General features: G+C 37.0%; 25 protein-coding genes and 1 tRNA gene. 21 read left to right on the forward strand and 5 right to left on the reverse strand.

Features of this window, described 5'->3' with window-relative positions:
• Positions 1-344: 344 nt before the first annotated feature.
• From ACR30L_RS05980 to ACR30L_RS05990, 3 genes are all read left to right on the forward strand, one after another.
• Entirely contained in the window at positions 345-2,843 is a 2,499-nt protein-coding gene (locus tag ACR30L_RS05980) for a glycogen/starch/alpha-glucan phosphorylase (protein WP_435237124.1), read from the forward strand.
• Positions 2,844-2,989: 146 nt separating this feature from the next.
• A complete protein-coding gene (locus tag ACR30L_RS05985) occupies positions 2,990-3,301 on the forward strand; it encodes a YfcZ/YiiS family protein (protein ID WP_435237125.1) in 312 nt (103 codons plus the stop codon).
• A gap of 205 nt (positions 3,302-3,506) precedes the next feature.
• Positions 3,507-4,820, forward strand: coding sequence for a DEAD/DEAH box helicase (locus ACR30L_RS05990; RefSeq protein WP_435237126.1), 1,314 nt, complete (start codon positions 3,507-3,509; stop codon positions 4,818-4,820).
• Between the two features lie 67 nt (positions 4,821-4,887).
• Here ACR30L_RS05990 and ACR30L_RS05995 read toward each other — a convergent pair.
• Positions 4,888-4,963, reverse strand: a tRNA-Arg gene (locus tag ACR30L_RS05995).
• 435 nt (positions 4,964-5,398) lie between these two features.
• On the opposite strand from ACR30L_RS05995, the gene rimK reads away from it, so the two are divergent.
• The 5 genes from rimK to ACR30L_RS06020 are packed head-to-tail and all read left to right on the forward strand — an operon-like array spanning position 5,399 to position 10,070.
• Entirely contained in the window at positions 5,399-6,304 is a 906-nt protein-coding gene (rimK, locus tag ACR30L_RS06000; RefSeq protein ID WP_435237127.1) for a 30S ribosomal protein S6--L-glutamate ligase, read from the forward strand.
• Positions 6,304-7,311 carry a succinylglutamate desuccinylase/aspartoacylase family protein gene (locus tag ACR30L_RS06005; protein WP_435237875.1) on the forward strand — a complete coding sequence of 336 codons (1,008 nt, stop codon included), beginning with the start codon at positions 6,304-6,306 and terminating at the stop codon, positions 7,309-7,311. The genes rimK and ACR30L_RS06005 overlap by 1 nt, the downstream gene beginning before the upstream one ends.
• 28 nt (positions 7,312-7,339) lie before the next feature.
• The gene (locus tag ACR30L_RS06010) at positions 7,340-7,789 is read left to right on the forward strand and encodes an ATP-dependent zinc protease family protein (RefSeq protein WP_435237128.1); all 450 of its coding nucleotides are present in this window, start codon (positions 7,340-7,342) and stop codon (positions 7,787-7,789) included.
• Positions 7,790-7,794: 5 nt separating this feature from the next.
• Complete coding sequence (locus tag ACR30L_RS06015; RefSeq protein WP_435237129.1) at positions 7,795-9,138, forward strand: magnesium transporter; 1,344 nt, start codon at positions 7,795-7,797, stop codon at positions 9,136-9,138.
• Positions 9,139-9,188: 50 nt separating this feature from the next.
• Positions 9,189-10,070, forward strand: coding sequence for a LysR family transcriptional regulator (locus tag ACR30L_RS06020; protein WP_435237130.1), 882 nt, complete (start codon positions 9,189-9,191; stop codon positions 10,068-10,070).
• On the opposite strand, the gene ACR30L_RS06025 is transcribed toward ACR30L_RS06020, so the two are convergent.
• Positions 10,067-10,912: a mechanosensitive ion channel family protein gene (locus ACR30L_RS06025; RefSeq protein ID WP_435237131.1), complete on the reverse strand. Its 846-nt coding sequence runs from the start codon at positions 10,910-10,912 to the stop codon at positions 10,067-10,069. The genes ACR30L_RS06020 and ACR30L_RS06025 overlap by 4 nt on opposite strands.
• A 620-nt stretch (positions 10,913-11,532) precedes the next feature.
• On the opposite strand from ACR30L_RS06025, the gene ACR30L_RS06030 reads away from it, so the two are divergent.
• Both ACR30L_RS06030 and ACR30L_RS06035 read left to right on the forward strand, forming a co-directional pair.
• Positions 11,533-12,288: a FlgO family outer membrane protein gene (locus ACR30L_RS06030; RefSeq protein ID WP_435237132.1), complete on the forward strand. Its 756-nt coding sequence runs from the start codon at positions 11,533-11,535 to the stop codon at positions 12,286-12,288.
• 47 nt (positions 12,289-12,335) lie between these two features.
• Positions 12,336-12,788, forward strand: a complete 453-nt coding sequence (locus ACR30L_RS06035; RefSeq protein ID WP_435237133.1) for an LPP20 family lipoprotein — start codon at positions 12,336-12,338, stop codon at positions 12,786-12,788.
• A gap of 12 nt (positions 12,789-12,800) precedes the next feature.
• On the opposite strand, the gene ACR30L_RS06040 is transcribed toward ACR30L_RS06035, so the two are convergent.
• From ACR30L_RS06040 to flgA, 3 genes are all read right to left on the reverse strand, one after another.
• Entirely contained in the window at positions 12,801-13,247 is a 447-nt protein-coding gene (locus ACR30L_RS06040) for a flagella synthesis protein FlgN (RefSeq protein WP_435237876.1), read from the reverse strand.
• Positions 13,247-13,561: a flagellar biosynthesis anti-sigma factor FlgM gene (gene flgM, locus ACR30L_RS06045; RefSeq protein WP_435237134.1), complete on the reverse strand. Its 315-nt coding sequence runs from the start codon at positions 13,559-13,561 to the stop codon at positions 13,247-13,249. Before flgM ends, ACR30L_RS06040 begins: the two co-directional genes overlap by 1 nt.
• Positions 13,562-13,646: 85 nt before the next feature.
• Complete coding sequence (gene flgA / locus ACR30L_RS06050) at positions 13,647-14,342, reverse strand: flagellar basal body P-ring formation chaperone FlgA (RefSeq protein ID WP_435237135.1); 696 nt, start codon at positions 14,340-14,342, stop codon at positions 13,647-13,649.
• A 103-nt stretch (positions 14,343-14,445) separates the two neighbouring features.
• On the opposite strand from flgA, the gene ACR30L_RS06055 reads away from it, so the two are divergent.
• From ACR30L_RS06055 to ACR30L_RS06105, 11 genes are all read left to right on the forward strand, one after another.
• Positions 14,446-15,366, forward strand: a complete 921-nt coding sequence (locus tag ACR30L_RS06055; RefSeq protein ID WP_435237136.1) for a chemotaxis protein — start codon at positions 14,446-14,448, stop codon at positions 15,364-15,366.
• 35 nt (positions 15,367-15,401) lie between these two features.
• Positions 15,402-16,232, forward strand: a complete 831-nt coding sequence (locus ACR30L_RS06060) for a CheR family methyltransferase (protein WP_435237137.1) — start codon at positions 15,402-15,404, stop codon at positions 16,230-16,232.
• A gap of 202 nt (positions 16,233-16,434) precedes the next feature.
• Entirely contained in the window at positions 16,435-16,836 is a 402-nt protein-coding gene (gene flgB / locus ACR30L_RS06065) for a flagellar basal body rod protein FlgB (protein WP_435237138.1), read from the forward strand.
• Between the two features lie 21 nt (positions 16,837-16,857).
• On the forward strand, positions 16,858-17,277 hold the full coding sequence (gene flgC / locus ACR30L_RS06070; protein ID WP_435237139.1) for a flagellar basal body rod protein FlgC: 420 nt from the start codon (positions 16,858-16,860) through the stop codon (positions 17,275-17,277).
• Positions 17,278-17,287: 10 nt separating this feature from the next.
• Complete coding sequence (locus tag ACR30L_RS06075; RefSeq protein ID WP_435237140.1) at positions 17,288-17,989, forward strand: flagellar hook assembly protein FlgD; 702 nt, start codon at positions 17,288-17,290, stop codon at positions 17,987-17,989.
• A gap of 12 nt (positions 17,990-18,001) precedes the next feature.
• Positions 18,002-19,423 (forward strand): flagellar hook protein FlgE, encoded by a 1,422-nt coding sequence (flgE, locus tag ACR30L_RS06080; protein WP_435237141.1) that lies wholly within the window; start codon positions 18,002-18,004, stop codon positions 19,421-19,423.
• A 175-nt stretch (positions 19,424-19,598) separates the two neighbouring features.
• A complete protein-coding gene (locus ACR30L_RS06085) occupies positions 19,599-20,345 on the forward strand; it encodes a flagellar basal body rod protein FlgF (RefSeq protein WP_435237142.1) in 747 nt (248 codons plus the stop codon).
• A gap of 44 nt (positions 20,346-20,389) precedes the next feature.
• Positions 20,390-21,178 (forward strand): flagellar basal-body rod protein FlgG, encoded by a 789-nt coding sequence (flgG, locus tag ACR30L_RS06090; protein WP_435237143.1) that lies wholly within the window; start codon positions 20,390-20,392, stop codon positions 21,176-21,178.
• A gap of 48 nt (positions 21,179-21,226) precedes the next feature.
• A complete protein-coding gene (locus tag ACR30L_RS06095; protein ID WP_435237144.1) occupies positions 21,227-22,327 on the forward strand; it encodes a flagellar basal body P-ring protein FlgI in 1,101 nt (366 codons plus the stop codon).
• Between the two features lie 215 nt (positions 22,328-22,542).
• Positions 22,543-23,124 carry a hypothetical protein gene (locus ACR30L_RS06100; protein WP_435237145.1) on the forward strand — a complete coding sequence of 194 codons (582 nt, stop codon included), beginning with the start codon at positions 22,543-22,545 and terminating at the stop codon, positions 23,122-23,124.
• A 372-nt stretch (positions 23,125-23,496) separates the two neighbouring features.
• Entirely contained in the window at positions 23,497-24,570 is a 1,074-nt protein-coding gene (locus ACR30L_RS06105; RefSeq protein ID WP_435237146.1) for a TRAP transporter substrate-binding protein, read from the forward strand.
• The last annotated feature ends 100 nt before the right edge of the window (positions 24,571-24,670 follow it).

Consider the following 24,670-nt stretch of genomic DNA (forward strand, 5'->3'; position numbering starts at 1 on the left):
TTTGATCCCAAGACATTCCACAATATGATGGTAGTGGACATAAGTGAAATAAACATCATTATCTTTGTATTGTATTTTAATTATGTTTATAGCTAAACGATGGGGATGAGTAGATAATGGATAAGCGGTTAATTTTAAATTAGTCTATTGTATAATTAACATTTGATAAAATTATCACATGCAAAGGAATACACCATTAGCGAATTGAAACGTTATGGGTTTAGTCATAAGCGGCAAAAGTAGTGTAGATATCATTTTGCACAAACCTGTCACTCAATATTTAACAGTGGTAAGAATACAGTTTAAGCGTGTTTTTGCGATTAATTTTAATAAATGGGGACATCATGGCCACTAAAAAAACTTCAGTAAAAGACATCGAATCAACTCAAACAATCACATCAGCTGTCCAATGTACAAGCGAAAAAATGGAACAAGCTATTGTTGATCGTTTACGAAAGGGCCTAGCAACGTCTAAAGCAAAGGCGAATAACAAAGCCTGGTGGAATGCAACGTGTTTAGCCATTAATGAGTTGGTATTTGAAAACTTAACCGAGACGCAAAAAAATCATGCAGGACACGATACGCGTGCTGTCAATTACTTATCTTTGGAATTTTTAATGGGGCGTTTGCTGTCCAACAACTTACATAACTTAGAGTTATTTACTGTTGCGCAGGATGCCTTAAAAAATCTGGGTAAAGATATTTATGAAATATGCGATGAAGAGCCTGATATGGCGCTTGGTAATGGTGGGCTAGGGCGTTTAGCGGCTTGCTTTATCGATTCATTAGCAACACTAGGTTACCCTGCAATTGGCTATGGTATTCATTATGAACACGGTCTATTTGCGCAGTCATTTCAAGATGGACATCAAATCGAACGTCCTGATACATGGCGTGAATATGGTAATCCGTGGGAAATCTGCCGTCCAGAGTCAATTCAACAAGTTCCTTTATATGGGTATGTCGAAACGGTGTTTGAAGATGATGGCAGCTCTTATAAAAAATGGCATGCGGGACAACAACTTAAAGGTGTGCCATGGGATATTCCCATCGTAGGTTATGGTGCTAAAACTGTTAATATTTTACGTTTATGGGAAAGTCGTGCCCATGATGCCTTTGATTGGGATGTGTTTAATGCCGGTGGATATGTTGATTCTCAAATCGAAAAAGCAGAAGCTGAAACAGTATCAAGCGTACTTTATCCAAATGATTCAACGGATAAAGGGAAAGAACTACGTTTAATCCAACAATATTTCTTTTGCGCCTGTTCAGTGAAAGATATTTTACGTCGTTTTAAACGTGCTAACAGTGATTGGTCAAAACTACCAGAAAAAGTCGCAATTCAATTAAATGATACGCATCCAACTATCGCAATTCCTGAATTAATGCGGATTTTAGTAGATGAAGAGCGTTTAGATTGGGACTTTTCTTGGGGGATCTGTCAAGAAGTCTTTGCGTATACTAACCACACTTTACTACCTGAAGCCTTAGAAAAGTGGTCGGTCGGATTATTTGAAAAAGTATTGCCACGCCATCTTGAAATTATTTACGAAATTAATCGCGAATTTTTACAATTAGTGGAAAAAAAATGGCCAGGAGACGACCAGAAAAAAGCAATATTATCGATTATTGATGAACATGGTCCTCGTATGGTTCGTATGGCAAATTTATGTGTGATCACTTCATACAAAGTAAACGGTGTTGCTGCAGTGCATTCCGCATTAGTAAAAACTGACCTCTTCCCTGAATTCCATGAAATGTTCCCGGAAAAATTAGTGAATGTGACTAATGGGATCACGCCGCGTCGTTGGCTTAAAGCTTGTAATCCAAAACTGGCTGAATTATACGATAACGAGGTGGGAGGTGATTGGGTTGTAAATCTTGATAAATTACGCGGTATTTTACCAAAGGCGAAAGATGTCGCTTTGCAAAAACGTTTTATGGCGATTAAAAAAGATAATAAACTTGAACTGGTTAAAATAATTAAAGATTTAACCGGTGTTGAAGTGTCTGCCGATGCGATTTTTGATGTGCAAATTAAACGTCTTCATGAATACAAACGTCAACAATTAAATTTAATTCATATTTTAACCTTGTATAAACGCTTATTAGCAAACCCTGATTACGATATGGTGCCTCGTGTATTCCTGTTCGGTGCGAAAGCTGCACCGGGCTACCATATGGCTAAACAAATTATTTTTGCATTGAATAAAATTGCCGATAAAGTTAATAATGATGCGCGTATCAAAGGTAAGTTAAAAGTTGTGTTCTTACCAAATTATCGTGTTTCACTGGCTGAGAAAATGATTCCTGCTGCGGATATTTCAGAACAAATTTCAACGGCGGGGCTAGAGGCATCCGGTACTGGTAATATGAAGTTGGCGCTAAATGGTGCGTTAACTGTTGGTACGATGGACGGTGCAAATATCGAAATGGCAGAGGAGATAGGTGCGGAGCATATGTTTATATTCGGTTTAAGTGTTGCCGAAGTAAAAGCATTAAAAGCCCAAGGTTATAACCCTTATGATTATTACTATAATAATCCAGAGTTAAAATCAGTGCTTGATTGGCTTGATTCTGATTTCTTTACGCCGGGAGCGCCAGGTGCATTATCTGATATTAAACGCAGTTTGTTAGATTGGGGCGATGAGTATTTATGCTTAGCAGATTACGATTCTTATTGTAATGCGCACCAAAAAATTGATGATACTTACCGTGATCCGTCTTTATGGGCTGAAAAAGCCATTTTAAACTCTGGTGCAATGGGCAAATTTAATTCTGACCGTTCTATTGAAGATTATGTTTCTACAATTTGGAAATTGACAAAATTTCCTAATGCATAGACTTCAGCCGGTTACTCTTTAATATGAATTTTCATCTTAATTGTAATGGGGGAATAAAGACCATATAAAAAAGGTGATAATTGTTATTGCCTTTTTTTTTCATAAAGTGCAGTATTATTTTAGATTCTAAATAAGAAGAGGTTTGTATGTCTCAAGAAAATAATAACCCTAATGAAACTACCGTTGATGTTTGTGAAGCGTGTGGTTCTATCGTTGAATTAGGTAGCGTAATCTCCGATGATGATGATGTGTTAGTTTTACCCTTTACCGGTGCTGATAAAGCGAGTGTAGAACAATTAGCGCAGAAATATATTGATGCAGCTAAAGCACGTTTTCCTGAAGTTGTTGTGAATAAAGAAGCATCCACCGATGCTGATGGCGAGCATATTAATTTGACGCTCACTTTTGACTGTACCGCAGAAAAATTGATTTTTGAAATGGGATTAAGCGCTATTTAGTCTCGTTTAAATAACAAACAATAAAGGGCCAAAATTATTGGCTCTTTATTATTGATACCTTTGACCATTTACCTCACTTAATTCTAATTTATTTTCTGTCTGAAATTTAACCAATTATTAGCTCGCTCTTTGTTGCATCTTTAAGTGGCTTGGGTATACTCCTGTTAATTTTTATTTACCCCTTACCTATTATATGGAGAATCCTTTGCTCATTGATGATTTACCTCTTGATCGCCGTTTAATTATTTCATTATCTCACCTAGGGTTTACTGAAACGACTGACATTCAGGCCAACGCTATTCCTATCGCAGTGGCAGGAAAAGATCTACTTGCATCATCAAAAACAGGCTCAGGTAAAACATTAGCATTTTTATTACCAGCAATGCAGCGTGTACTCAAAACACGAGCGTTAACTAAGCGCGATCCTCGTGTGTTGATTTTAACGCCGACACGAGAGCTTGCAAAACAGGTTTATGCACAATTGCGTTTGCTTATTTCTAATACGAGTTTGAAATCAACCTTAGTATTGGGGGGTGAAAACTTTAATGATCAAGTAAAAGCCCTTGATAAAGATCCTCAATTTGTCGTTGGTACACCAGGACGGATCGTTGATCATTTAAAGAAAGGACTCCTACACCTTAACGGGTTAGAATTACTGATCTTAGATGAAGCAGATCGTATGCTTGATTTAGGGTTTGCAGAACAATTAAAAGCCGTCAATGAACAGGCCAATCATCGCCTGCGTCAAACGCTGCTTTTTTCTGCAACATTAGGACATGCTGAAGTGAATGAATTCGCGGCTGAATTACTTAAGGCTCCGGTTCGTATTGCAATTGGTGATGAAAACCAACAGCACAGTGAAATTACTCAACAATTTTATTTAGCAGATAACCTTAATCAAAAAGAAAAATTACTGTTTCATTTTATAAAAAATGAAACGATTAAACAGGCTATTATTTTTACTGCGACGCGCAAAGATACTGAACGTTTAAGCGAAGTGTTACAGGAAAAAGGGTTGAGTACGGTTGCATTACACGGTGATCTATCACAAAACAAACGTAATCAAATAATGGATTCATTTTCCCGTGGGAAAGAACAGATTCTTGTTACTACTGATATTGCATCTCGTGGATTAGATCTTTTAAATGTGAGTCACGTTATTAATTTTGATATTCCTAAGCATACCGAAGAATACATTCATCGTATTGGGCGTACTGGTCGAGCAGGCGAAAAAGGGAATGCTATTTCTATTATTGGCCCTAAAGATTGGGTTAATTTCAAGAAAGTTGAAGCCTTTGTTCAACAAAATATCAACTTTGAGCGCGTTGAAGGAATTAACCCTAAATTTAATGGTTTAAAAGAGAAAAAAGTTAAATCAACGCAAGGTAAACATACTAACCAAGGTTCTAAAAAGAAAGTCGCTAAAAAAGTTCAGAAAGTGAAAAAAGCACCGAACAAAATCTTTCATGAAGCACAAGAAATTGGCTTCACACCTATGCGTCGCAAAAAGAAAGATTAGTCAATCGTAGATGCATTATCTATCCATTTGATCAACATAGTGGGTAGATAATGGTGTTAATATTGGTTGGTATCCCCTGCGAGATTCGAACTCACGTCTAAGACTTAGGAGGTCCTTGTTCTATCCAGCTGAACTAAGGGGATTTTTAAAGACGCTTATTGTAAAGTAATTTATTACCCAATGCCATCATGTTGTTTCTTGTCTTAGCATTCAATCGAGTGACCGAAAAGTGTGTCTTGATTGGTAATGGCGAGATTAGTTAAACAAATAGTTAATAAAATTAAATCTACTATCCACATTATTTGTATCTTTCACCTTCTTATTTCATTATTTATTCCATTTACTTTCCCATCACTGACTCATTGATCATCAATTAAATTTTATTTTTTTAAACTATTATTAAGCATTATGTAGGGGGATACTTGATGTCGGTGAATATTATCAATGGTTACCAAAACCATTAATTATATTTGTCGTCAAGATAGATTTATTTTGCTTTCATTTTTCAGTATTTAAGATTAATTTCGCGCCTCATTTAATTGAAGTTAACTATTCATTTTACATAATTGGAAATTATTATGCGTATTGCTATTTTGTCACGTAATGAGTCTTTATATTCGACTCGCCGTCTTAAAGAAGCCGGTGAAGCTCTTGGGCATCAAATCGATATTATCGATACGTTGCATTGCTATATGGATATTACCAGTAGTAATCCTAAGGTTCGTTATAACGGTGAAGATTTGCCAATGTATGATGCTGTTATTCCACGTATTGGATCTTCCATTACCTTTTATGGTACTGCCGTGGTTCGTCAGTTTGAAATGATGGGGACTTTTTGTGTTAATGAATCCGTTGCGATTAGTCGTTCTCGTGATAAATTGCGTTCATTGCAATTGCTTTCTCGTAAAGGAATTGGTCTTCCTCGTACCGGTTTTGCAAGTAAACCCGATAAGATACAAGATCTAATTAAAAACGTCGGTGGTGCGCCGCTTGTGATTAAACTGCTCGAGGGAACGCAAGGGATCGGCGTAGTATTAGCCGAAACCAATAAAGCAGCTGAAAGTGTTATTGAAGCTTTTATGGGATTAAAAGCCAATATTCTTGTTCAAGAGTTTATTGAAGAAGCAGGCGGAGCTGATATTCGTTGCTTTGTTGTTGGTAACCGTGTTATCGCTGCTATGAAGCGCCAAGCGGGTGAAGGTGAATTCCGTTCTAATTTACACCGTGGTGGTTCCGCTAAATTGGTTCGTTTAACCAAAGAAGAACGCTTAACTGCCGTTAATGCAGCAAAAGCAATGGGATTGAATTTGTGTGGTGTTGATATTCTGCAGTCGAATAGTGGACCTGTTGTGATGGAAGTGAATTCATCGCCGGGTTTAGAAGGGATTGAGAATGCAACAGGTAAAGATGTCGCAGCAATGATTTTTGATTTTATTGAAAAAAATGCGAAACCTAATGCTACCAAAACAAAAGGAAAAGGATGATGCCATCAACAATGACAATAGCTGGAATTGATATCGAGCCAGGTGAAAAACGGCAATTGAATATACCCGTTGCAAGGTTATATACCGATACTGAACTTTCGATACCCGTTCATATTCAACGTTCATTACGCAAAGGGCCAACGGTTTTTGTGTCGGCGGCTATTCATGGCGATGAAATTAACGGTATTGAGATCATCAGGCGATTAATTGAAGCAAATCTCAATATTATCCGAGGGACATTGATTTTAGTACCAATGGTTAATGTTTATGGGGTGCTTAACCAGAGTCGTTATTTACCTGATCGTCGTGATTTAAACCGATGTTTTCCTGGTTCGGTTAAAGGTTCCTTAGCAGCACGACTTGCTTATAACTTTATGCAGAATATCGTAAAGCACTGTGATTATGGAATTGATTTACACACCGGCGCAATACATCGTTCTAATTTGCCACAGATTCGGGCTGATTTGAGTGATGATGTGACGTTAAAGCTAGCTGAAGCATTTGATGTGCCAGTATTAATTAACTCCGTACTGCGTGATGGGTCATTACGTGAATGTGCAACCAGTAACGACACGCGTATTTTATTGTATGAAGCAGGTGAAGCCTTACGTTTTGATGAGTTGTCGATTCAAGTTGGTTTTAAAGGCGTACAGAAGGTATTACGTAGTTTAGGGTTATTAGCAAAAAGGCGGACTGGACAGCGTAAAAATGTTCCTTTTGTTGCGAATAAAAGTGAATGGATAAGGGCTGCTGGAAGTGGCTTTGTACGCGAATTTGTTAAATTAGGTGATCAAGTTGAAAGAGGGCAGGTATTGGCTGAAATTAACTCATCCCTAGGACATTTAATTAAAAAGGTTATTTCAACACGTTCAGGCATTATTATTGGTAAACAAAACATTCCATTGGTACAGGAAGGGGATGCGATGTTTCATATCGGTTACTTTGGTAAAGATGAAGATGATGTAGCAGAACTCATTGAAATAATGAATGATTCCGTTATTTTATAGTGACAGGTAAAAACGAATGACTGAGTTAATGGATCGATTGTTGATTGGTAATCTGGAATTGTGCAGTTTACCCGATCTGGGGATTTTTGATTTAGAGGTACGTGTTGATACCGGCGCAAAAACGTCGTCGATGCACGTTGATAATATTCGCCGGTTTCGTAAAAAAGGCCAGCTTTACGTTGAGTTTGATTTGCATCCGGATATTTATAACATCGGGCAAACTGTCAAAACATCGGCACCTGTAGTTGATTCGAGAAAGATCAAGTCTTCTAATGGTGGATCAGAACAGCGTTATGTTATTCAAACACTTTTTAGTCTTGGGGGACGTACTTGGCCTATTCAAATCAGCTTGACGAATCGGGAAGAAATGAGTTACCTCATGTTACTCGGTAGAGAAGGTATGGGAGAGCGTGTTTATGTTGATCCCAGCCGTGCGTTTACATTATTAGAAGAATCAACGGATACAAGTCCAGGATAAATGACATGACAGACATTAACCGATTGCCCTTGGTGGAAGATAGTTCCGAATTATTAGCCAATATAATTAATGCCATCGAAGCTGAAGAAGATATTCATTTTCTTCAAAATTATCAAGAAGCTGATTTAGCTAATATTTTAGAATCTGTTAATGATCAATATAGACGGTTAATTATTGAAGTTATTCCCGCGCCACGTTATTGGGTACTACTTAATTTCCTTAAATTTGAAACAGCAAAGCATGTACATCAGTCATTATCTGAAGCGTTAGCAACAGAAAGGCTCGTTTTTATTACTGAAAATGATGTGATTGCTTTTGCTGATTTTCTCGCCGATGATTTTGTTGATGAGTTTCTTCTCTCTCAAAGTGCAGCAACCGTTGCACATGTTCAACAAGCATTATCCTATGATGACGATCAAGTGGGACGTTATGGTGAGCCTTGCTTTCTTGTTGCCAATGCTAAAAATAGCGTCGGACGCATTAAAAACGAAATTTTAAAGCAAGTTGACGTTCCTATTCGCTTAATTATTGTTCGAGATGCTTCGGGTATTATTGGCACGGTTGATCCTGAAACTTTGTTAGTGCATGAACATGCAGTACGTTTAAAAGAGCTTGTCATCGTGACACCTGTTTTGGATGATCGCCAAGATATTTATGAAGTCTGTAAACAGGTTTCTATCGATGGTAATGTAAATTGGTTTCCGGTTTTATCGGAAGGAAAAATTATGGGGGTTATGTCCATGACAACCATCGCATTAACATTAAGAGAACTGAGTTTACAATCCGTTGTGAGTGAAAGTGTCGGTAGTGAAGAAGATTTGTTTACACCGCTGAAAGTGGCGGCGCGTTTACGTGGATTATGGTTAGTGATTAATTTACTTACTGCCTTTATTGCATCGGCTATTATTGGTGTCTTTGAAAATGTGGTCGATCAAGTTGTCGCATTGGCGATTCTAATGCCGGTTGTTGCCAGTATGGGCGGTATTGCGGGTAGTCAGACGCTTGCAGTAGCATTACGTGGTATTGCATTAAATCACTTACATCAAAGTAACTTGAATTTATTGATTAACAAAGAAGTCAAAATTGCCTGTTTGAATGGGATAATTATGGGAGCGGCGATTGCAGGGATTGTTTATGTTATTTTTGATTCCTTAAGTTTATCATTAATCATTTTCTGTGCAATTTGGATAAATAGTTTAGCCGCTGCTTTATCGGGAACCTTGATTCCATTTGTGTTAAATAAACTTAAAATAGATCCGGCCGTCGCAGGTTCGGTTATCTTAACAACGGTAACCGATGTTATTGGTTTTCTCGTGTTTCTTGGTCTCGGTGCTATCTTTTTGGTTTAATTTTCTATTTAATAAATACGTTAACTTTATAGAAATAAAGAGAAAGTATTTTGGATATAAGATTATTAAGTACGTTTTTAGAAGTGGCACGCGTTCGGCATTTTGGTCGTACTGCTGAAAACCAACATATTACTCAAGCTGCCGTCAGTGCCAGAATTAAGCAGCTTGAGGCTTATTTTGGTACCGTTTTATTTACCCGTGAACGCAATAATATAAAGCTTACATCTTCAGGTGAGCGATTGATTGGTTATGCGGAGGTGATGGTATCCACGTTACAACAAGCGAAATACGAGTTATCTCTTCAAGAGTCCAAAATTCTACAATTAAGTATGGGTGGCACGCCTAATATTTGGGACGCTTATTTACAAAATTGTTTAAGTATCGTGACCGATAAATTTACTGGATATGGTTTTAATGCTGAAGTATTAAGTCGTGAACAAATCAACCGCGCTTTAATAGAGCGTACATTAGATATTGCATTTGCGTTTGATCCCTTAAAAGTTGATGAATTAGAATGTAAAAAAATTGCAAATTTAAGATTAGTACTCGTTTCGACAACGGTATGTAATGTGGAAACTGCCTTGTTAGAAAAATATGTTTATGTTGATTGGGGGACGGCTTTTTCTTTAGAGCATGGGCATCGTCATCCTCAAAAAACGGCCCCTTTTCTAAGAACATCTACCGGCCGAATTGCATTAGATTTTATCTTAGAAAAAGGAGGGAGTGCTTACTTACCCGTTTCACTTGTTGAGCCATTTTTGAATTCAGGTCAATTACAATTAGTTGAAAATAGCTTGAATTGGGATCGTCCTATTTATTTGAGTTATCGTAAAAAAAGTACGTCAATCGAAGCCATTAATGCTGTTGCCGCACTTATACCTCAAATCGATCCATTGACTGCCTATAGTTTAGTCAAAGCCGGAGAGTCTTAGCTTAAGGCTAGGCGATCTTTTTGGCTTTTATATTTTTCATACCAAAGTACCATAAATTGTTCTGTGATCGTTTGTTCCAATGGATGTGCTTCTTCCGTTGGGCAGAATATGGTAATTGAGGCTACTTGAAAGTTAGTGTCTGTCGTATGAATATAAACAAATGGATCCGTCGATGTGGCTTCGATCTCTAGTCGCTTACTGATTAAGTTAGAATAGCGAGATGCAACATCTTGAAAGGGACTGATTAATTCATTAATAACATCAATAATGGGTTGTTTAAGTTCAAATAAGTTAACTTCATCACTGCGGTAAATCGAGAAACTATGCATCACATAACGGCGCATAAAGTTAAGGTTAATGACCGATTTAGTAAGCAATTCACTGTTCATAATAGAGATAGATTTACCTGTATAGGCATAACCATTTTCTAGATCAACTTCCAGTAAGCGAATTTTTATCCAATCGATATCTGCTACTTCCCCACAATGATGGTTAATTTCAATCCAGTCACCAACACGAAAAGAACGGTTTGTAACCCAGGAAATAAAGCCTAAAAAACATTGTAATAGCTCTTTGGTTGCAATCACAATCGCAACGGTAAATGCCGCAACGGAAATAGCAAAGTTTTGTAGTTCTGATAACCAAACAACTGCAATACCGATTGCTAATGCTAAATTACATAAATTTCGAACAACGCTGATCCAGTTTTTATGACGTTCTTCTAACTGTTGCTTATTATGCCGAATAAAAAAAATCCAGATATTTTTAAGCACCCAAACCCCGACGATTAAACAGAGCGTGAAGATTATTTTAGGGGAGATGGAAATGTCGGCAATTAGCATGTTTGTACTCATTAAATTAGGTTAATACATATCATATAAAAATGCGCGGCATTATATACGGACTAGCACAATTATCATCATAAATAGATGTAAAACATCGTTATTAAATCTAATTAATAATTCGTCATGAATAGATGTTATTACTAGGCAATTTATTGCCACGTTGATGCGATTAATAAAGGACTTATTTCTGACTTTAAAATCAGATTGTCACTACAAGAGCATACTAATGAATAGCAATGAATACAAATTGATCGCATCGAAGAAGTTGGGAGGTATGTTGGATTTAATAGGGTGGTTCATATTGATTTATTATTTTATTTCATAAGGTTAGTTAAATAATTTAATGCGTTGTTAAATTGTTTTTTTGTATTAATTAGTCGTTTTTATAGTGATTTTATAAAAAACTAAAGGCGTAAACTTAAAAGTGGCAAGATTTATGCTTTATTTATATTAAAATGAAATTAGTCAAAAACACTGAGTAAAGTGGCAATGTGTATAAGTCCGTTAGGCCGATGAAGATACACCACTGCATATAAACAACACTTAATTAGCTCGATTATTTTCACTATAAACTAATACTTATTATTAAGTGATTAATTACCAGAGGTAGGTCTTAAATGAAAAAATTACTGTTATTGGTGGCAGCATTATTTATTTTGCAAGGGTGCAAAATTATCCTACCTAAAAAAGAAGTGAAACAAGAAACCGTTGTCGACCCCGATAGTGACTACCTTTATTATTATATTGCGCATTCTTATAGTCGTGCTGTTCGTGGCGAAAAAGGTATTGTTAAAGATGCTGTCTCCGGTATACAAACTGAATCAAGCACCTATGGGCATTTGTATACCTATAATGGTGAAAAGTCTGTTATTTTAACTGAGATTGTCAGTAAAATGGCGGATCAATTATTATATAACTTTCCTCGAAAACATTATAACGAAACCATTGCATTAACTTCTATGGTGGATCTAAATGACCTTAAAGAAACAAATTGGCTAGGACAAACTATTTCTGAGCAGTTTATTCATGAGTTGCATATCCGTAAGTTACCCGTTATCGATTTTAAACTAACGGGCAATATTCAAGTCACGAATGAAGGTGAATTTGCATTAACGCGAGATTGGAAAAAGTTAAATAAAAACGTCAATGTTCAACGAATCCTGACCGGAACGATGTCTCGAAATGAAGAAGGCATTATGATTAATGTGCGTATTGTTAATGCAAACTCAAATATTGTTGAATCGACCAGTAGTGCTTTTATCCCACATAATATATTTATGGGAGGCCAATATGATTACCGTAATAAAAAATACTATTCGAGAGACAGCGCGTTAAGCAATCAAGGCAAATCACAGGTTCAATTAGTCCGATAATCGATAACACAGATTGTTTTACAGATTCTGAATCAGGAGATATAAGGATGCAATTAGGTTTTTATTTAAAAGTAGCTTTGGTTTTATCATTTAGTACAACATTGATGTCATGCACAAAATTAAACAATGGTGAAGGGTTGATTAGTATGTCAGAAACTACCCCCGTTGTTGAAAAAAAAGAAAAACTAGTGTCGCTAGGGTATGCATCAATTAGTGCCCAAAGAGGTAGCACCTTTGACTTACAAATGTTAAATGCTATTAAAGTATCTAAATTAGAAGCTTATAAAGAAATGGCTGAGCAACTTTTTGGGGTATTGGTTAAAGCTGAAAATAATATTGATGGTGCACAATTGCAAAATGATACATTAAAAAGTCGTGTAAGAGGCTTAGTACGTGGAGCTAAAGTATTAAGAAGTTATCATGAAGGGGATGTTTATATTACGGAATTAGAGCTCGATCTTCAAAATTCGCCGTTTTTTAGCAGTGTAACGGGATATTAGTGGCTAACCTGGCTAAGCCTTAATATCTTTTCCCATTAAGCTAGCACTGTTAAGCCCACCCTTACGATCATAGGTAACGCTATTTTTGCCAGTTACTTGCTTCATTATTTGCATTAAATGTTTATTACTTTTCATGCTAAGTTCAATGATTTGACCATTGATCGAATTACTTTTTTTACATTCAGTTAAAGTTTTTTCAATCGTATCTTTTAATGCTATCAAACTGTTATCTTGGTTTATTACCTGTTGAGATGCTGGTGCCGCTAAGGACTTATCTAATTCAGTAATAGACACTAGCAGTTCCTGCTTTTTGGCAATAATAGCAGTTAGCTGCGTAAAGTTTTTTTCTTTTAGGCATGCAGTTTCTTCATCAAGCACAGATTGAAGATCGAGAATATATGTCTGCTGTTGCCTAAGTTGTTCCGATAATGTTTTATTAATAACAATTCTCTTTTTTATTAACTAAATGCTTTACTGAAGTCACCTTCAAATTTGCTGAGTCGTTCAGCTAAACGTTCAGTATTAATCTTATAATCACCATTTACGATTGCAGATTTAAGTGACTCGATACGCTGAGCGTTGACTTTTGGTTCTTTCGTTTCAGTTTGCATTTTATTTAAATTTAATGCCTGTGCAGTTAATTTTACTGAGTCCTTGCTATTAGTAGTTGCTTCAGCCATTTTCTGACTGCCTACATTGTCTTGCTTTTGAGCTTTCTTTTGGTCAATAGCAATACTATTGGTTGTAGTCTGTCTATTTATATTGATGCTCATAATTACACTCCATTAATACCGTATATTGTGTGTATCGGCCGATTAAATAATTTCTTTAGTAATAATTAATATCAAACACAAAAAATTAGAAAGATACTTGAACTTCCTGTAAAGCCGTAACGGTTCCGATAATTACTCGTTGTGTGCGTAAATTTTTAACCTTTACTGTGCGACCAATATTAGCATCATTTAATGCAATTCCTGAAGTCTTAATTACTAATCCGTCTTTAATTGCACTAATATTTACCTTGTCATTTTTGCATACAAAACAAACGTCACGATCTTTGATGATTCTATCGATTGATAAGTTTCGTTTCAAGCGAGTGCCAATAAGTTCATTTGCCTCGGAAAATCGACCATTTTTAGTAAGGGTTTTATCGGCAAAAATAAGTTTTATATTATCACTATTTAGCGTTTGTCCTTTACTTAAGGCTTTATTTGTTGCGACACTAGGCACAAGGGTTTGTATTCTTGTTCGAATATATGTTGTCCAACTCTCTGAATCAAGGCAACTTATTTTAACCGATGTGCTTTTTTTAAGTTTGTTACCTACAATTTCCCCAATAAGGTGAGACTGACATTTTTTAAAATTATGTCGGTCATCTAAAGGAAAAATTTTTATATTTAATTTTTCATTAAGGGTTTTGTCTGGTAGTACATCATATTTTGCAAGAATAAGAGATTTAGCAAAGTTTTCTATCTCTTTTTTATAATTTTCTTCAGCAAAACTACGTGAACAACCTAAAATGATAAAAATAATAAGAAAACGTATCAAAATCACGACCTTTGGTTCTTTATTGTTGACGAGATGTACTATATTCATCTTATAGATAATATTATAGACCGATTAGTTAGTAAAACTTATATGATATAAGGAAAATAGTATGGCAAACTTGTTAGACTCGGTGAATCAGAGAACGCAATTAGTTGGTCAAAATAGACTTGAATTATTGCTTTTTAAATTAGGCGGTATTCAACGCTATGGTATTAATGTTTTTAAAGTGAAAGAAGTATTGCAATGTCCACCGTTAACCGCATTGCCCAAGCTACACCCATCAATTAGAGGTGTGGCTAATGTACGTGGTCAGACTATTTCTGTTATTGATATGAATTTGGCAACCGGCGGTCGAGCGATTGAAAATATTGAAGAACGATTTATTATCATTACTGAATATAATCGTTCTATTCAAGGTTTTTTAGTGGGGTCGGTTGAGCGAATTATTAATATTAACTGGGAAAATATTTTACCACCACCAAGTGGCGTTGGCCGTTATAACTACTTAACAGCAGTTACGGAACTTGATGGTTCATTGGTTGAAATTCTTGATGTAGAGAAAATTCTAGATGAAATATCTCCCATTAATACAGAAGTTGCTGCCGATGTTATCGATGAAAATATAAAAGAAAAAGCAGCGGATAAACGTATTTTAGTTGCCGATGATTCCTCTGTTGCACGTAAACAGATACAAAGAGCGGTTAATGCGTTAGGACTAGAGTGTGACCTCGTTAAAGATGGTCGAGAAGCACTTGATTTACTAAAAGAAGTTGCGAAAACACAGCCGGTTATTGAGCGTTTTGCATTAATGATATCCGATGTGGAAATGCCTGAAATGGATGGGTATACACTGACTGCAGAAGTTAGAGCGAATCCAGATTTAGCCGCTTTGCATATTATATTACATACTTCTTTGAGTGGGGTTTTCAATCAGGCGATGGTTGAAAAGGTTGGGGCGAATGACTTTATTGCTAAGTTTGATCCCGATGAATTAGCATCTGCAGTACAAAAAGTAATTAATTCTGATTAAATAATTACAATAATAAAATAAGTGAGAAACTATTTGTGAGAGATCTTTCTGACGATATTTATAAGCAATTTTCTGATTTCTTAGAAGTTCAATGTGGCATTGTACTTGGAGGAAATAAGCAATATCTTGTCAAAAGTCGACTAATACCTTTAATGGCTAAGTTTTCAATTTTAAGTCTGTCTGATTTAATTCATCAGGCAATGAGTTATAAAAATAGAGAACTAAGAACAGCTGTTATTGATGCGATGACTACCAATGAAACCTTGTGGTTCCGTGATCAATACCCCTTTGAATTACTATCTAACAAATTGTTTCCTGAAATTTTAGAGAAGAAAAAAAATATTAAAATGTGGTCTGCAGCGAGTTCTTCGGGGCAGGAAGCTTATTCTATTGCAATGATCGCGAGTGAGTATCAAAAGAGAAAAGCAGTATTGGGTATGAATGTTCAAATAACCGGTACAGATATTTCTAATACGATGCTAGAACAATGTAAAAAAGGTGTTTATGACACACTTGCCTTATCTCGTGGTTTATCAGAGGAGCGTAAACGACTCTTTTTTGAACGTGTTAATGACGGTTCTGGAAAATTACAGGTTAAATCGGAAGTCAAAAAAATGACTAACTTTAAATATTATAACCTGCTCGATAGTTATGCGATGTTGGGCAAGTTTGATATTATTTTTTGTCGTAATGTACTTATTTATTTCTCTAGTGAAGTTAAATCTAAAATTATTAATCAATTTGCTGGTGCCTTAAACCCAGGGGGATATTTAATTTTAGGTGCATCTGAATCTATTACAGGGTTAAGTGATAAGTTTGATATGATCAGGTGTAATCCAGGTATTATTTATAAATTAAAAGCTTAGCATTTTATTTTGCCTCTTTTCGTTAAGGGGCAATTTTTGCCACATCCTCCATCGATTCCCCAACCCATCTTTATTTTATAATTATTATCTGCATTTTATGGCTCTTTAGCTGACTTATACGCTTCAATTACATCATTCTCTTTATTATTCTTTTAAATTTATTGGCATAAGCTTTGCATTGATTAATGCATAGGAGAAATTTATGGCGATTAACTTTGAAAATGCATTAGGGATCCATCAGCACACTTTAGGTGTTCGATCCCGTCGCACTGAAATATTAGCAAGTAATATTGCGAACGCAGATACACCGGGATATAAAGCGCGTGATCTTGATTTTAAAACAGCATTACAAAATGCTAAGTCACATGCTGGTGTTTCTCTTAATAGAACCAATGAAAACCATAAATTTGGACAGTCATATTCTATGGAGCAGGCCGGTGAGTCATACCGTGTCGCTAATCAACCCGATACCGGTGATGGTAATAATGTTGATGTTGAAGTTGAACGTAATTTGTTTATGAAAAACAGTATGGAATATCAAGCGAGTTTAGATTTCTTAAACAGTAAAATTTCATCATTACGTAAAGCCATTAAAGGCCAATAATAAGTTGCTGGGGGAGTTATTATGAGTTTATTAAGAGTATTAGATGTATCGGCAACGGGAATGAGTGCCCAGTCAGTTCGTTTAAATACCACCGCCAGTAATTTGGCAAATGCAAATAGTGTTAGTAGTAGTGCAGATGAAACTTATCGTTCTCGCCAACCTATTTTTGCTGCGGAATTAAATAGCGCAAAATCAGGATTAAGAAGTGATGTTGGCGTTAAAGTACAAGGTATTGTTGAAAGTGATGCTCCTTTGAATAAAGAATTCGCGCCAAATCATCCCAAAGCAGATGGTGAAGGCTTCATTTACCATTCTAATGTTAATGTGATGGAAGAGATGGCAAATATGATTAGCGCATCACGCTCGTACCAAACAAATGTGCAAATAGCTGACGCTGCAAAGCAAATGTTGAGTCGTACATTGCAGATGGGCAAAAGCTAAGGGGTAAGTGATGACATCTATTAATAATAACTTCAGTTCATTAAATTTAACTGTTCCCTTAACAGAAGAGCAGGTGACTGCTAATAAAGAGATTGATAAGAATCAGCAGCTTAATCAAGAAGATTTCTTTTCTTTATTATCACAGCAGTTGGCCTATCAAGACCCTTTTAAACCGGTTGATAATTCAGAAATGATTGCTCAAATGGCATCATTTACAACCGCTGAAGGGATTACAAAAATGGGAACAGAATTTGGCGGTATGTCAGATATCTTAACCTCAAGTCAAGCATTAGAAGCTTCTTCTTTGGTTGGTAAGAAGGTATTAACACCGGGCAATCAAGCTTATTTACCTGAAACGGGTAATGCATCAGCCTCGATTGATACACCAGCTGGCGCATCAAATGTCGTTATCAATATTCAAGATCAAAGCGGTAGCGTTGTGCGGACGATGAGTTTGGGTGATATTGCACCTGGTAATCAACGTGTCGCCTGGGACGGATTAAATGGAGCAGGTGAGCGTGTTAAATCTGGCACATATACGATACAAGCTAGCGGTATGGTTGGTGGTCAAGGTCAAGAATTAAAAACAGAGTCATATGCTCATATAGAAAGCATAAGTTTAGGTGGTGGACAAACGGGTGTTAGTCTCAACCTACAAGGCTTGGGTGGAATTAAACTTTCAGATGCAATTGAAATTGCAGAAGATATATAAGAGGAAAATATTATGGCTTTTAATGTTGCATTAAGTGGAATCTCAGCAGCCCAAACCGATTTGGATGCTACGTCAAATAACATCGCTAACGTAAATACCGTTGGTTTTAAAGAATCTCGAGCAGAGTTTGAAAGTGTTTATGCAAACTCACTCTTCTCTAATAGCGATACCAAAACGGGTGATGGTGCATCTGTTTCAACGGTGGCCCAACAGTTTAGTCAAGGGAGTTTGAAGTTTACCGATAACCCGCTTGATCTTGCGATTACTGGGAGCGGTTTTTTTGCTACGGCAAGTGAAGGGGCAAATGAGTTAAGCTATACCCGTTCTGGTACGTTTAAATTGAACAGTGAAAATTTTATTGTTGATAATAGTGGCAGATATTTACAAGCCTTTCCGGTCAATACGGATGGTACTTCTTCATCGGTCAGTTTAAGTACAACCGAACCTATTCAAATTCCAGAAACAGCTGGGACACCGGTGCCGACTTCTGGTGTAGATGTAACGTTAAACTTACCGGCAGGCGACCCGACAATGGATCCGGCAAATTTTGACCCTAATGATCCGGCTACTTATAACAATGCAACATCAGTCACCGTTTATGATTCATTGGGTGAAGCGCATGTCGCAAGTACTTATTATATCAAACCTAATGATGCTTCTTTTAACGGAACAAGTCAGTGGGTTACCTTTATGACGATTGACGGTAAACCAGTTGATGCTTGGGATAATGAAAATAATGCAGAAACGGCGGGAACCTACCAAGTCGATACCGATGGTGATGGACTGGCCGATTCCTCTGTACCTGGTGCTGATGGGACAGCTATTGCCGCAGATAAAAGGGCGGAATATACCGATGCCGATGGTGTGGTCCATACCGGTGGTGTATTAACCTTTGATTCCGTTGGTGCCTATACGGGAAGTCAACCTCAAACGCTTGATTTTGAAGCGTTAGGAGTGTCAGGTGCGGGGGTATTAGATCCCGGTGCTGATGGATCACAGACTATTAAACTTAGTTTTGTTGAGCCAACACAATATGCATCGGCCTTTGAGGTTACTGCATTAGAACAAGATGGTTTAACCGTTGGTAGTTTGACTGGGGTTGAAATTGGTGACGATGGTTTAGTTAAAGCGACTTACAGTAACGGAACTTCACAACCATTATCTCGTGTATCAGTGGTGCGTTTTAGAAATGAACAAGGACTGTCACAAAATGGTTCTAATTGGATTGCCTCTCAAGATTCTGGTGAGCCGATTGCCGGCGAAGCTGGATCGGGTTCATTCGGGCGTATTAATTCCGCTGCATTAGAGCAATCGAACGTCAATTTAACGACGGAATTAGTTGATTTGATTTCAGCGCAACGGAATTTCCAAGCGAATTCACGTGCATTAGAAATAGACAATGAATTACAGCAAACTATATTGCAAATCAGATAATTACTTTCTCTCTTAGTCTTTTATAAACGCACCTTTATTGGTGCGTTTTTGTTTTTAACTTCTCTAGTATTCTTTATTGGCACACGCTTTGCTTTATATAAATAATAGAAGGTATTTTAGTCGTAAAATGGTCGTCTAGTTACCTAACATGATTTCCATCTGCTAAGGAATATATATGGATCGCTTACTTTATGTCTCAATGTCGGGTGCTAAAGAGAATATGAATTCCTTAGCTGTGCACGGTAACAACTTAGCCAATGCAAATAAAACTGGATTTAAAGCGAGTTTTGAGCAAGCGAGAAGTATGCAAGCCTATGGCGAAGGTTTGCCGACACGTGTGTTTGCATTAGCTGAAGAACCGGGGCAAAACTTTGAAGGGGGAGCCATGCAGACGACTGGACGTGATTTAGATGTTGCGATTCAAGGGGATGGATGGTTAGTAGTTGACTCTCAACTAGGTGGGCAAGCGATGACCCGTGCAGGAGGATTAAACATCAATACCGATGGTTTTTTGGTGGATAATCGAGGTAACGAGCTAGTTGATGAACAGGGGGCGACTATTTTTGTACCGCTGCCCGTAGAAAAATTAAGTATTCGTAAAGACGGGACTATTGAAGTCAGACCTCCAGGTGCGCCTGCAGACGGTTTTGAAGAAGTCGCAAAAATTAAAATGGCTAATCCGGATATCAGAGATATTACCCGTGGTGCAGACGGATTGTTTAGACGTATTGATGGTGTAGAACCTGCCGCAGATGAACAAGTCTCCTTACAAAGTGGATTGTTGGAAGCTTCCAACGTCAATTTAAGTAGTGAGCTAACTAGCATGATTAATTTACAGCGCCAGTTTGAAATGCAGATAAAAATGATGAAAAAAGCGGAAGAGATGGACTCGGCGTCTGACTCTTTATTGCGTGTTGTTTAATCGATGATTAAGCAATTTGTATTTAATATTTTAGGAGAGAAATTATGCATCCCGCTTTATGGATAAGTAAAACAGGGTTAGATTCCCAACAAACTAATGTGGCAACGATTTCTAATAACCTTGCCAATGCCAGCACCGTTGGATTTAAGAAAAGTCGTGCAATTTTTGAAGATTTACTTTATCAAAATATTAATCAACCAGGTGCCAATGCAACTGAAAATTCTAAATTACCTTCCGGTTTAATGTTAGGCGCTGGTTCGAAAGTTGTGGCGGTGCAGAAAAACTTTTCTCAGGGTAATGCATTAACGACCAATAACTCGTTAGATATTATGGTTGATGGTAGTGGATTTTTTGAAATTGAAATGCCAGACGGTAGCTCAGGTTATACGCGTAATGGCCAATTTCAGTTAAATGAAGAAGGTATTATTGTCACCCCTGGGTCCGGGTATCCATTAGTGCCTCAAATTCAAATTCCAAATGATGCCCAATCGATTACGGTTGGATCACAGGGTGAAGTTTCGGTGCGTATTAAGGGGCAGGCAGAAAACCAAGTGGTCGGGCAATTAACCCTTAACGATTTTATTAATCCATCGGGTTTAGAGCCAATGGGTGAAAATTTATATACCGAAACCGGCGCAAGTGGTGGTCCGATTCAGGGCGCACCAGGAGCTGATGGTTTAGGATTTCTACGTCAAGGAATGTTAGAAACATCAAACGTTAATGTAACCGAAGAGTTAGTTAACTTAATTGAAAGTCAACGTGTTTACGAAATGAACTCTAAGGTTGTTTCTGCTGTTGATGAAATGCTTTCTTACGTTAATCAGCAATTATAATTTTTAATTAGCGACGGATTGTTAGTACCACAAAAGTAAGGTTTAAATATGAAAAAGATAATTAAAATATTGTCGGTTGTTTGGTTAATGACCTTTGTTACAACAAGTCATGCGGCTCGTATTAAAGATCTTGCTAGTGTACAAGGCGTTCGTAGTAACCAATTAGTCGGTTACGGGTTAGTTGTTGGTTTACCGGGCACCGGAGAAAAAAGCAGTAAATTTACTCAGAGAGCCTTTGCGACGATGCTACGTAATTTTGGCATTAATGTCCCAGCTGGTGAAACCTTAAAAATTAAAAATGTTGCGCCTGTTGCTGTTACAGCTGAATTGAAAGCATTTGCTAAACAAGGTCAGAAAATTGACATTACGGTATCGGCTTTAGGTGAAGCGAAAAGTCTACGTGGCGGTGAACTATTACAAACTTTTTTGAAAGGGGCCGATGGTAATATATATGCAGTTGGTCAGGGCAGTTTAGTTGTTGGTGGTCTAGGCGCTGAAGGCGCAGATGGATCAAAAGTTGTTATTAATACACCGACAGTAGGCCGTATATCTAATGGGGCTATTGTTGAGCGGGAAGTACGTTCTCCATTTTCTCAGGGGGATAGTATTACCTTCAATCTTAATCAATCGGATTTTACTACCGCTAAAAGACTGGCTGATACCATTAACAATTTAGTCGGGCCACACACAGCAACGCCACTTGATGCCACTTCTATACGCGTTTTAGCCCCACGTGATGTTGCACAACGTGTTTCCTATTTATCTACCCTAGAAAATTTAGAGTTTGAACCTGCACGTGGTAGTGCGAAAGTGATTGTTAATTCACGAACCGGTACGATAGTGATTGGTGAAGATGTTAAATTATTACCCACTGCAATTACTCACGGCGGAATCAGTGTCACGATTAGCGAAAATCAAGAGGTGGTGCAACCAAATGCATTAGCGACAGGTAATACGCAAGTTGCTGATAAAAGTATGATTAATATCACTACCGAAGACAGTCGAATGTTTAAGCTTGATACCGGTGTTAGTCTTAATGATTTAGTACGAGCGGTAAATGAGGTAGGTCTTGCACCGGGTGATTTAATGGCTATTTTAGAGGCACTTAAACAATCAGGCTCTTTGCAAGGTGAGTTAATTATTATTTAATCGGTTTGTTAATGTTAATTGAGCCAAAAGGTAAAATCTCATTCCTTTTTCTAGCGCTAATTTCTTGTCTCGGATTTTATCGCTAGGTCCCCACTTTTTCTATTCTATCTGCAACATTTTTTATTTCTTCGCTTTACCGATTGATAAAAAATAGTATTCCAGTAATCTTGATTTGTAAGTAATCGTAGATTGTAAACTTGGGATAAATGGATCTTATGAATAAATTAACGACTCAATTACAAAAGATAGTGAACGATGAATTAGCTCCTCATGAGCGTGTTTTATGGGCAGGGCAACCTGTTGCTAAAAGAGTCGCGATGGCGGCTTTTAAACTTTGGTTGTTTTTTATTCCATGGACTGCGTTGACTTTATTCATGTTTAAAGAAGTATATGAGACTTCCGAAGGTGAATTTATTCCACAAGTTTTTCTGATTCCTTTTATCTTAATTGGCGTTTGGATGTTGTTAACACCGATTAGAAAGTGGTTTAACGCTAGAAAAATAGTTTACGTTGTGACCAATAAGCGTGTTATGACGATTGAAGCTAATAGACAAATTAATATTCAAAGTATTGAAGCAGATAAAATAAGTATTTTAGAAAAGAAAATGTACTCCGATGGGGCTGGTGATCTAATTCTTTCTAAAGAAATTTATCACCACAAAACAAGAGCTGGAAATAGAGACCGAGACAGGCATCGAGTAACTGAAAAAATACGGAAAAAAGGATTATTTGCCGTGCCTAATGTGAAGTTAGTTGAAGATAGCATTAGAACCATGCTACGAGAAAATAGATCTTAATTTTGAATCATAAATCCTATGATTCATCGAATAATTTAATTTGAGAAACATTACTTGCAGAAGGATATACTCAAGTTTTTATATTTAAGTTAAAAAAATACATTTCCAACTTTTTACCTCGTATTTATTCAGTGAAAATCAAAACTTACTAACTATCCTATTGATATATCTAGTCTATTTAATTAGCCGTTCACAAACTTGTATGACAAATAATGAATTGTGATAAAGGTATCAGCGTTGCTAAAAAAATAACCAATATTGATCAGTTTAATGGTTAAAAAATAACACTATGTTAACATCCTCTCAACATCCGAGTCTATTGATAGACTATTATCAATAAAATAATGCCAATTGTTTCAAGGAGTTAGTTGAATGTTGAAATCCATCTGTCGTACTACTATTTTAGCCGTAGCCATTGCTACTGTGAGTTCAAGTGTATTTGCTGCTGATAAAATTTATAAATTAAAATTAGCAGAAAGCTGGGGACCTAACTTTCCTGTTTTCGGTGATTCAGTAAAAAATATGGTTAAAATGGCAGAAGAAATGTCCAATGGGCGTTTACAAATTCGTGTTGATTCATCAAATAAGCATAAAGCCCCATTTGGTGTTTTTGATATGGTTAAATCTGGTCAATATGATATGGGACATTCCGCTAGTTATTATTATAAAGGTAAGGTGCCGAATACACTTTACTTTACGACGATGCCCTTCGGTATGACGGCAATGGAACAGTATGCTTGGTTCCAATATGGTGGTGGGCAAGCACTTATGGATGAAGTTTATGGTGCCCATAATTTAGTGGCCTTTCCTGGCGGAAATACAGGCGTGCAAATGGGAGGGTGGTTTCGTAAAGAAATTAATTCAGTTGAGGATTTAAAAAATCTGAAAATGCGTATTCCTGGTTTTGCTGGTGAAGTGCTTGCGAAGCTTGGCGCGACGCCCGTTAATATTGCACCAGGGGAGCTTTATACTTCACTCGAGAGAAATACCATTGACGCATTAGAATGGGTTGGTCCTTCACTTGATTTACGTATGGGGTTTCATAAGATTGCACCTTTTTACTACATGGGGTGGCATGAGCCTGCTACAGAGTTAATGTTTATCGTTAATAAAAAGAAACTTGAAAAATTACCAATGGATTTACAGGCAATATTAAAAGTGGCAATGCACAAAGCGTCCTATGATATGTATGTACAATCCTACGCAGAAAGCGCCAAGAACTGGGCGATCATGAAAACAGAATTTCCCAATATACAAGTGAAAACTTTTCCGCCAGCAGTTATCGATGCGATGAAAAAAGCAAATGATGCGCTTTTAGCTGAAAAATCATCAGGTGATGCCATGGCTGCCAAAATTATTAAATCTCAAGCAGATTACTTGAAGTTAGTACGTGTTTGGACTGACATATCAGAGTTCGGTTATTTAGAAAGTGTAAAAGACAAATAATCGAACGATTACCATTCAATATTCATGTTGAGTGGTAAATTAGAGGCTACTTTTTGAGTAGCCTTTCCCTCCTAAAAAATAATCAGTCGCTATTTATCAA

The sequence above is a fragment of the Psychromonas saccharinae genome (assembly GCF_051201515.1).
Lineage (GTDB): Bacteria > Pseudomonadota > Gammaproteobacteria > Enterobacterales > Psychromonadaceae > Psychromonas.

Excerpts from the sequence above, each read along its gene's own strand:
- ACR30L_RS05980 (WP_435237124.1), top strand. The coding sequence starts at position 345 with ATGGCCACTAAAAAAACTTCAGTAAAAGACATCGAATCAACTCAAACA.
- ACR30L_RS05985 (WP_435237125.1), top strand. The coding sequence starts at position 2,990 with ATGTCTCAAGAAAATAATAACCCTAATGAAACTACCGTTGATGTTTGT.
- rimK (WP_435237127.1), top strand. The coding sequence starts at position 5,399 with ATGCGTATTGCTATTTTGTCACGTAATGAGTCTTTATATTCGACTCGC.
- ACR30L_RS06005 (WP_435237875.1), top strand. The coding sequence starts at position 6,304 with ATGCCATCAACAATGACAATAGCTGGAATTGATATCGAGCCAGGTGAA.
- ACR30L_RS06010 (WP_435237128.1), top strand. The coding sequence starts at position 7,340 with ATGGATCGATTGTTGATTGGTAATCTGGAATTGTGCAGTTTACCCGAT.
- ACR30L_RS06015 (WP_435237129.1), top strand. The coding sequence starts at position 7,795 with ATGACAGACATTAACCGATTGCCCTTGGTGGAAGATAGTTCCGAATTA.
- ACR30L_RS06025 (WP_435237131.1), bottom strand. The coding sequence starts at position 10,912 with ATGCTAATTGCCGACATTTCCATCTCCCCTAAAATAATCTTCACGCTC.
- ACR30L_RS06030 (WP_435237132.1), top strand. The coding sequence starts at position 11,533 with ATGAAAAAATTACTGTTATTGGTGGCAGCATTATTTATTTTGCAAGGG.
- ACR30L_RS06035 (WP_435237133.1), top strand. The coding sequence starts at position 12,336 with ATGCAATTAGGTTTTTATTTAAAAGTAGCTTTGGTTTTATCATTTAGT.
- flgM (WP_435237134.1), bottom strand. The coding sequence starts at position 13,561 with ATGAGCATCAATATAAATAGACAGACTACAACCAATAGTATTGCTATT.
- ACR30L_RS06055 (WP_435237136.1), top strand. The coding sequence starts at position 14,446 with ATGGCAAACTTGTTAGACTCGGTGAATCAGAGAACGCAATTAGTTGGT.
- flgB (WP_435237138.1), top strand. The coding sequence starts at position 16,435 with ATGGCGATTAACTTTGAAAATGCATTAGGGATCCATCAGCACACTTTA.
- flgC (WP_435237139.1), top strand. The coding sequence starts at position 16,858 with ATGAGTTTATTAAGAGTATTAGATGTATCGGCAACGGGAATGAGTGCC.
- ACR30L_RS06075 (WP_435237140.1), top strand. The coding sequence starts at position 17,288 with ATGACATCTATTAATAATAACTTCAGTTCATTAAATTTAACTGTTCCC.
- flgE (WP_435237141.1), top strand. The coding sequence starts at position 18,002 with ATGGCTTTTAATGTTGCATTAAGTGGAATCTCAGCAGCCCAAACCGAT.
- ACR30L_RS06085 (WP_435237142.1), top strand. The coding sequence starts at position 19,599 with ATGGATCGCTTACTTTATGTCTCAATGTCGGGTGCTAAAGAGAATATG.
- flgG (WP_435237143.1), top strand. The coding sequence starts at position 20,390 with ATGCATCCCGCTTTATGGATAAGTAAAACAGGGTTAGATTCCCAACAA.
- ACR30L_RS06095 (WP_435237144.1), top strand. The coding sequence starts at position 21,227 with ATGAAAAAGATAATTAAAATATTGTCGGTTGTTTGGTTAATGACCTTT.
- ACR30L_RS06100 (WP_435237145.1), top strand. The coding sequence starts at position 22,543 with ATGAATAAATTAACGACTCAATTACAAAAGATAGTGAACGATGAATTA.
- ACR30L_RS06105 (WP_435237146.1), top strand. The coding sequence starts at position 23,497 with ATGTTGAAATCCATCTGTCGTACTACTATTTTAGCCGTAGCCATTGCT.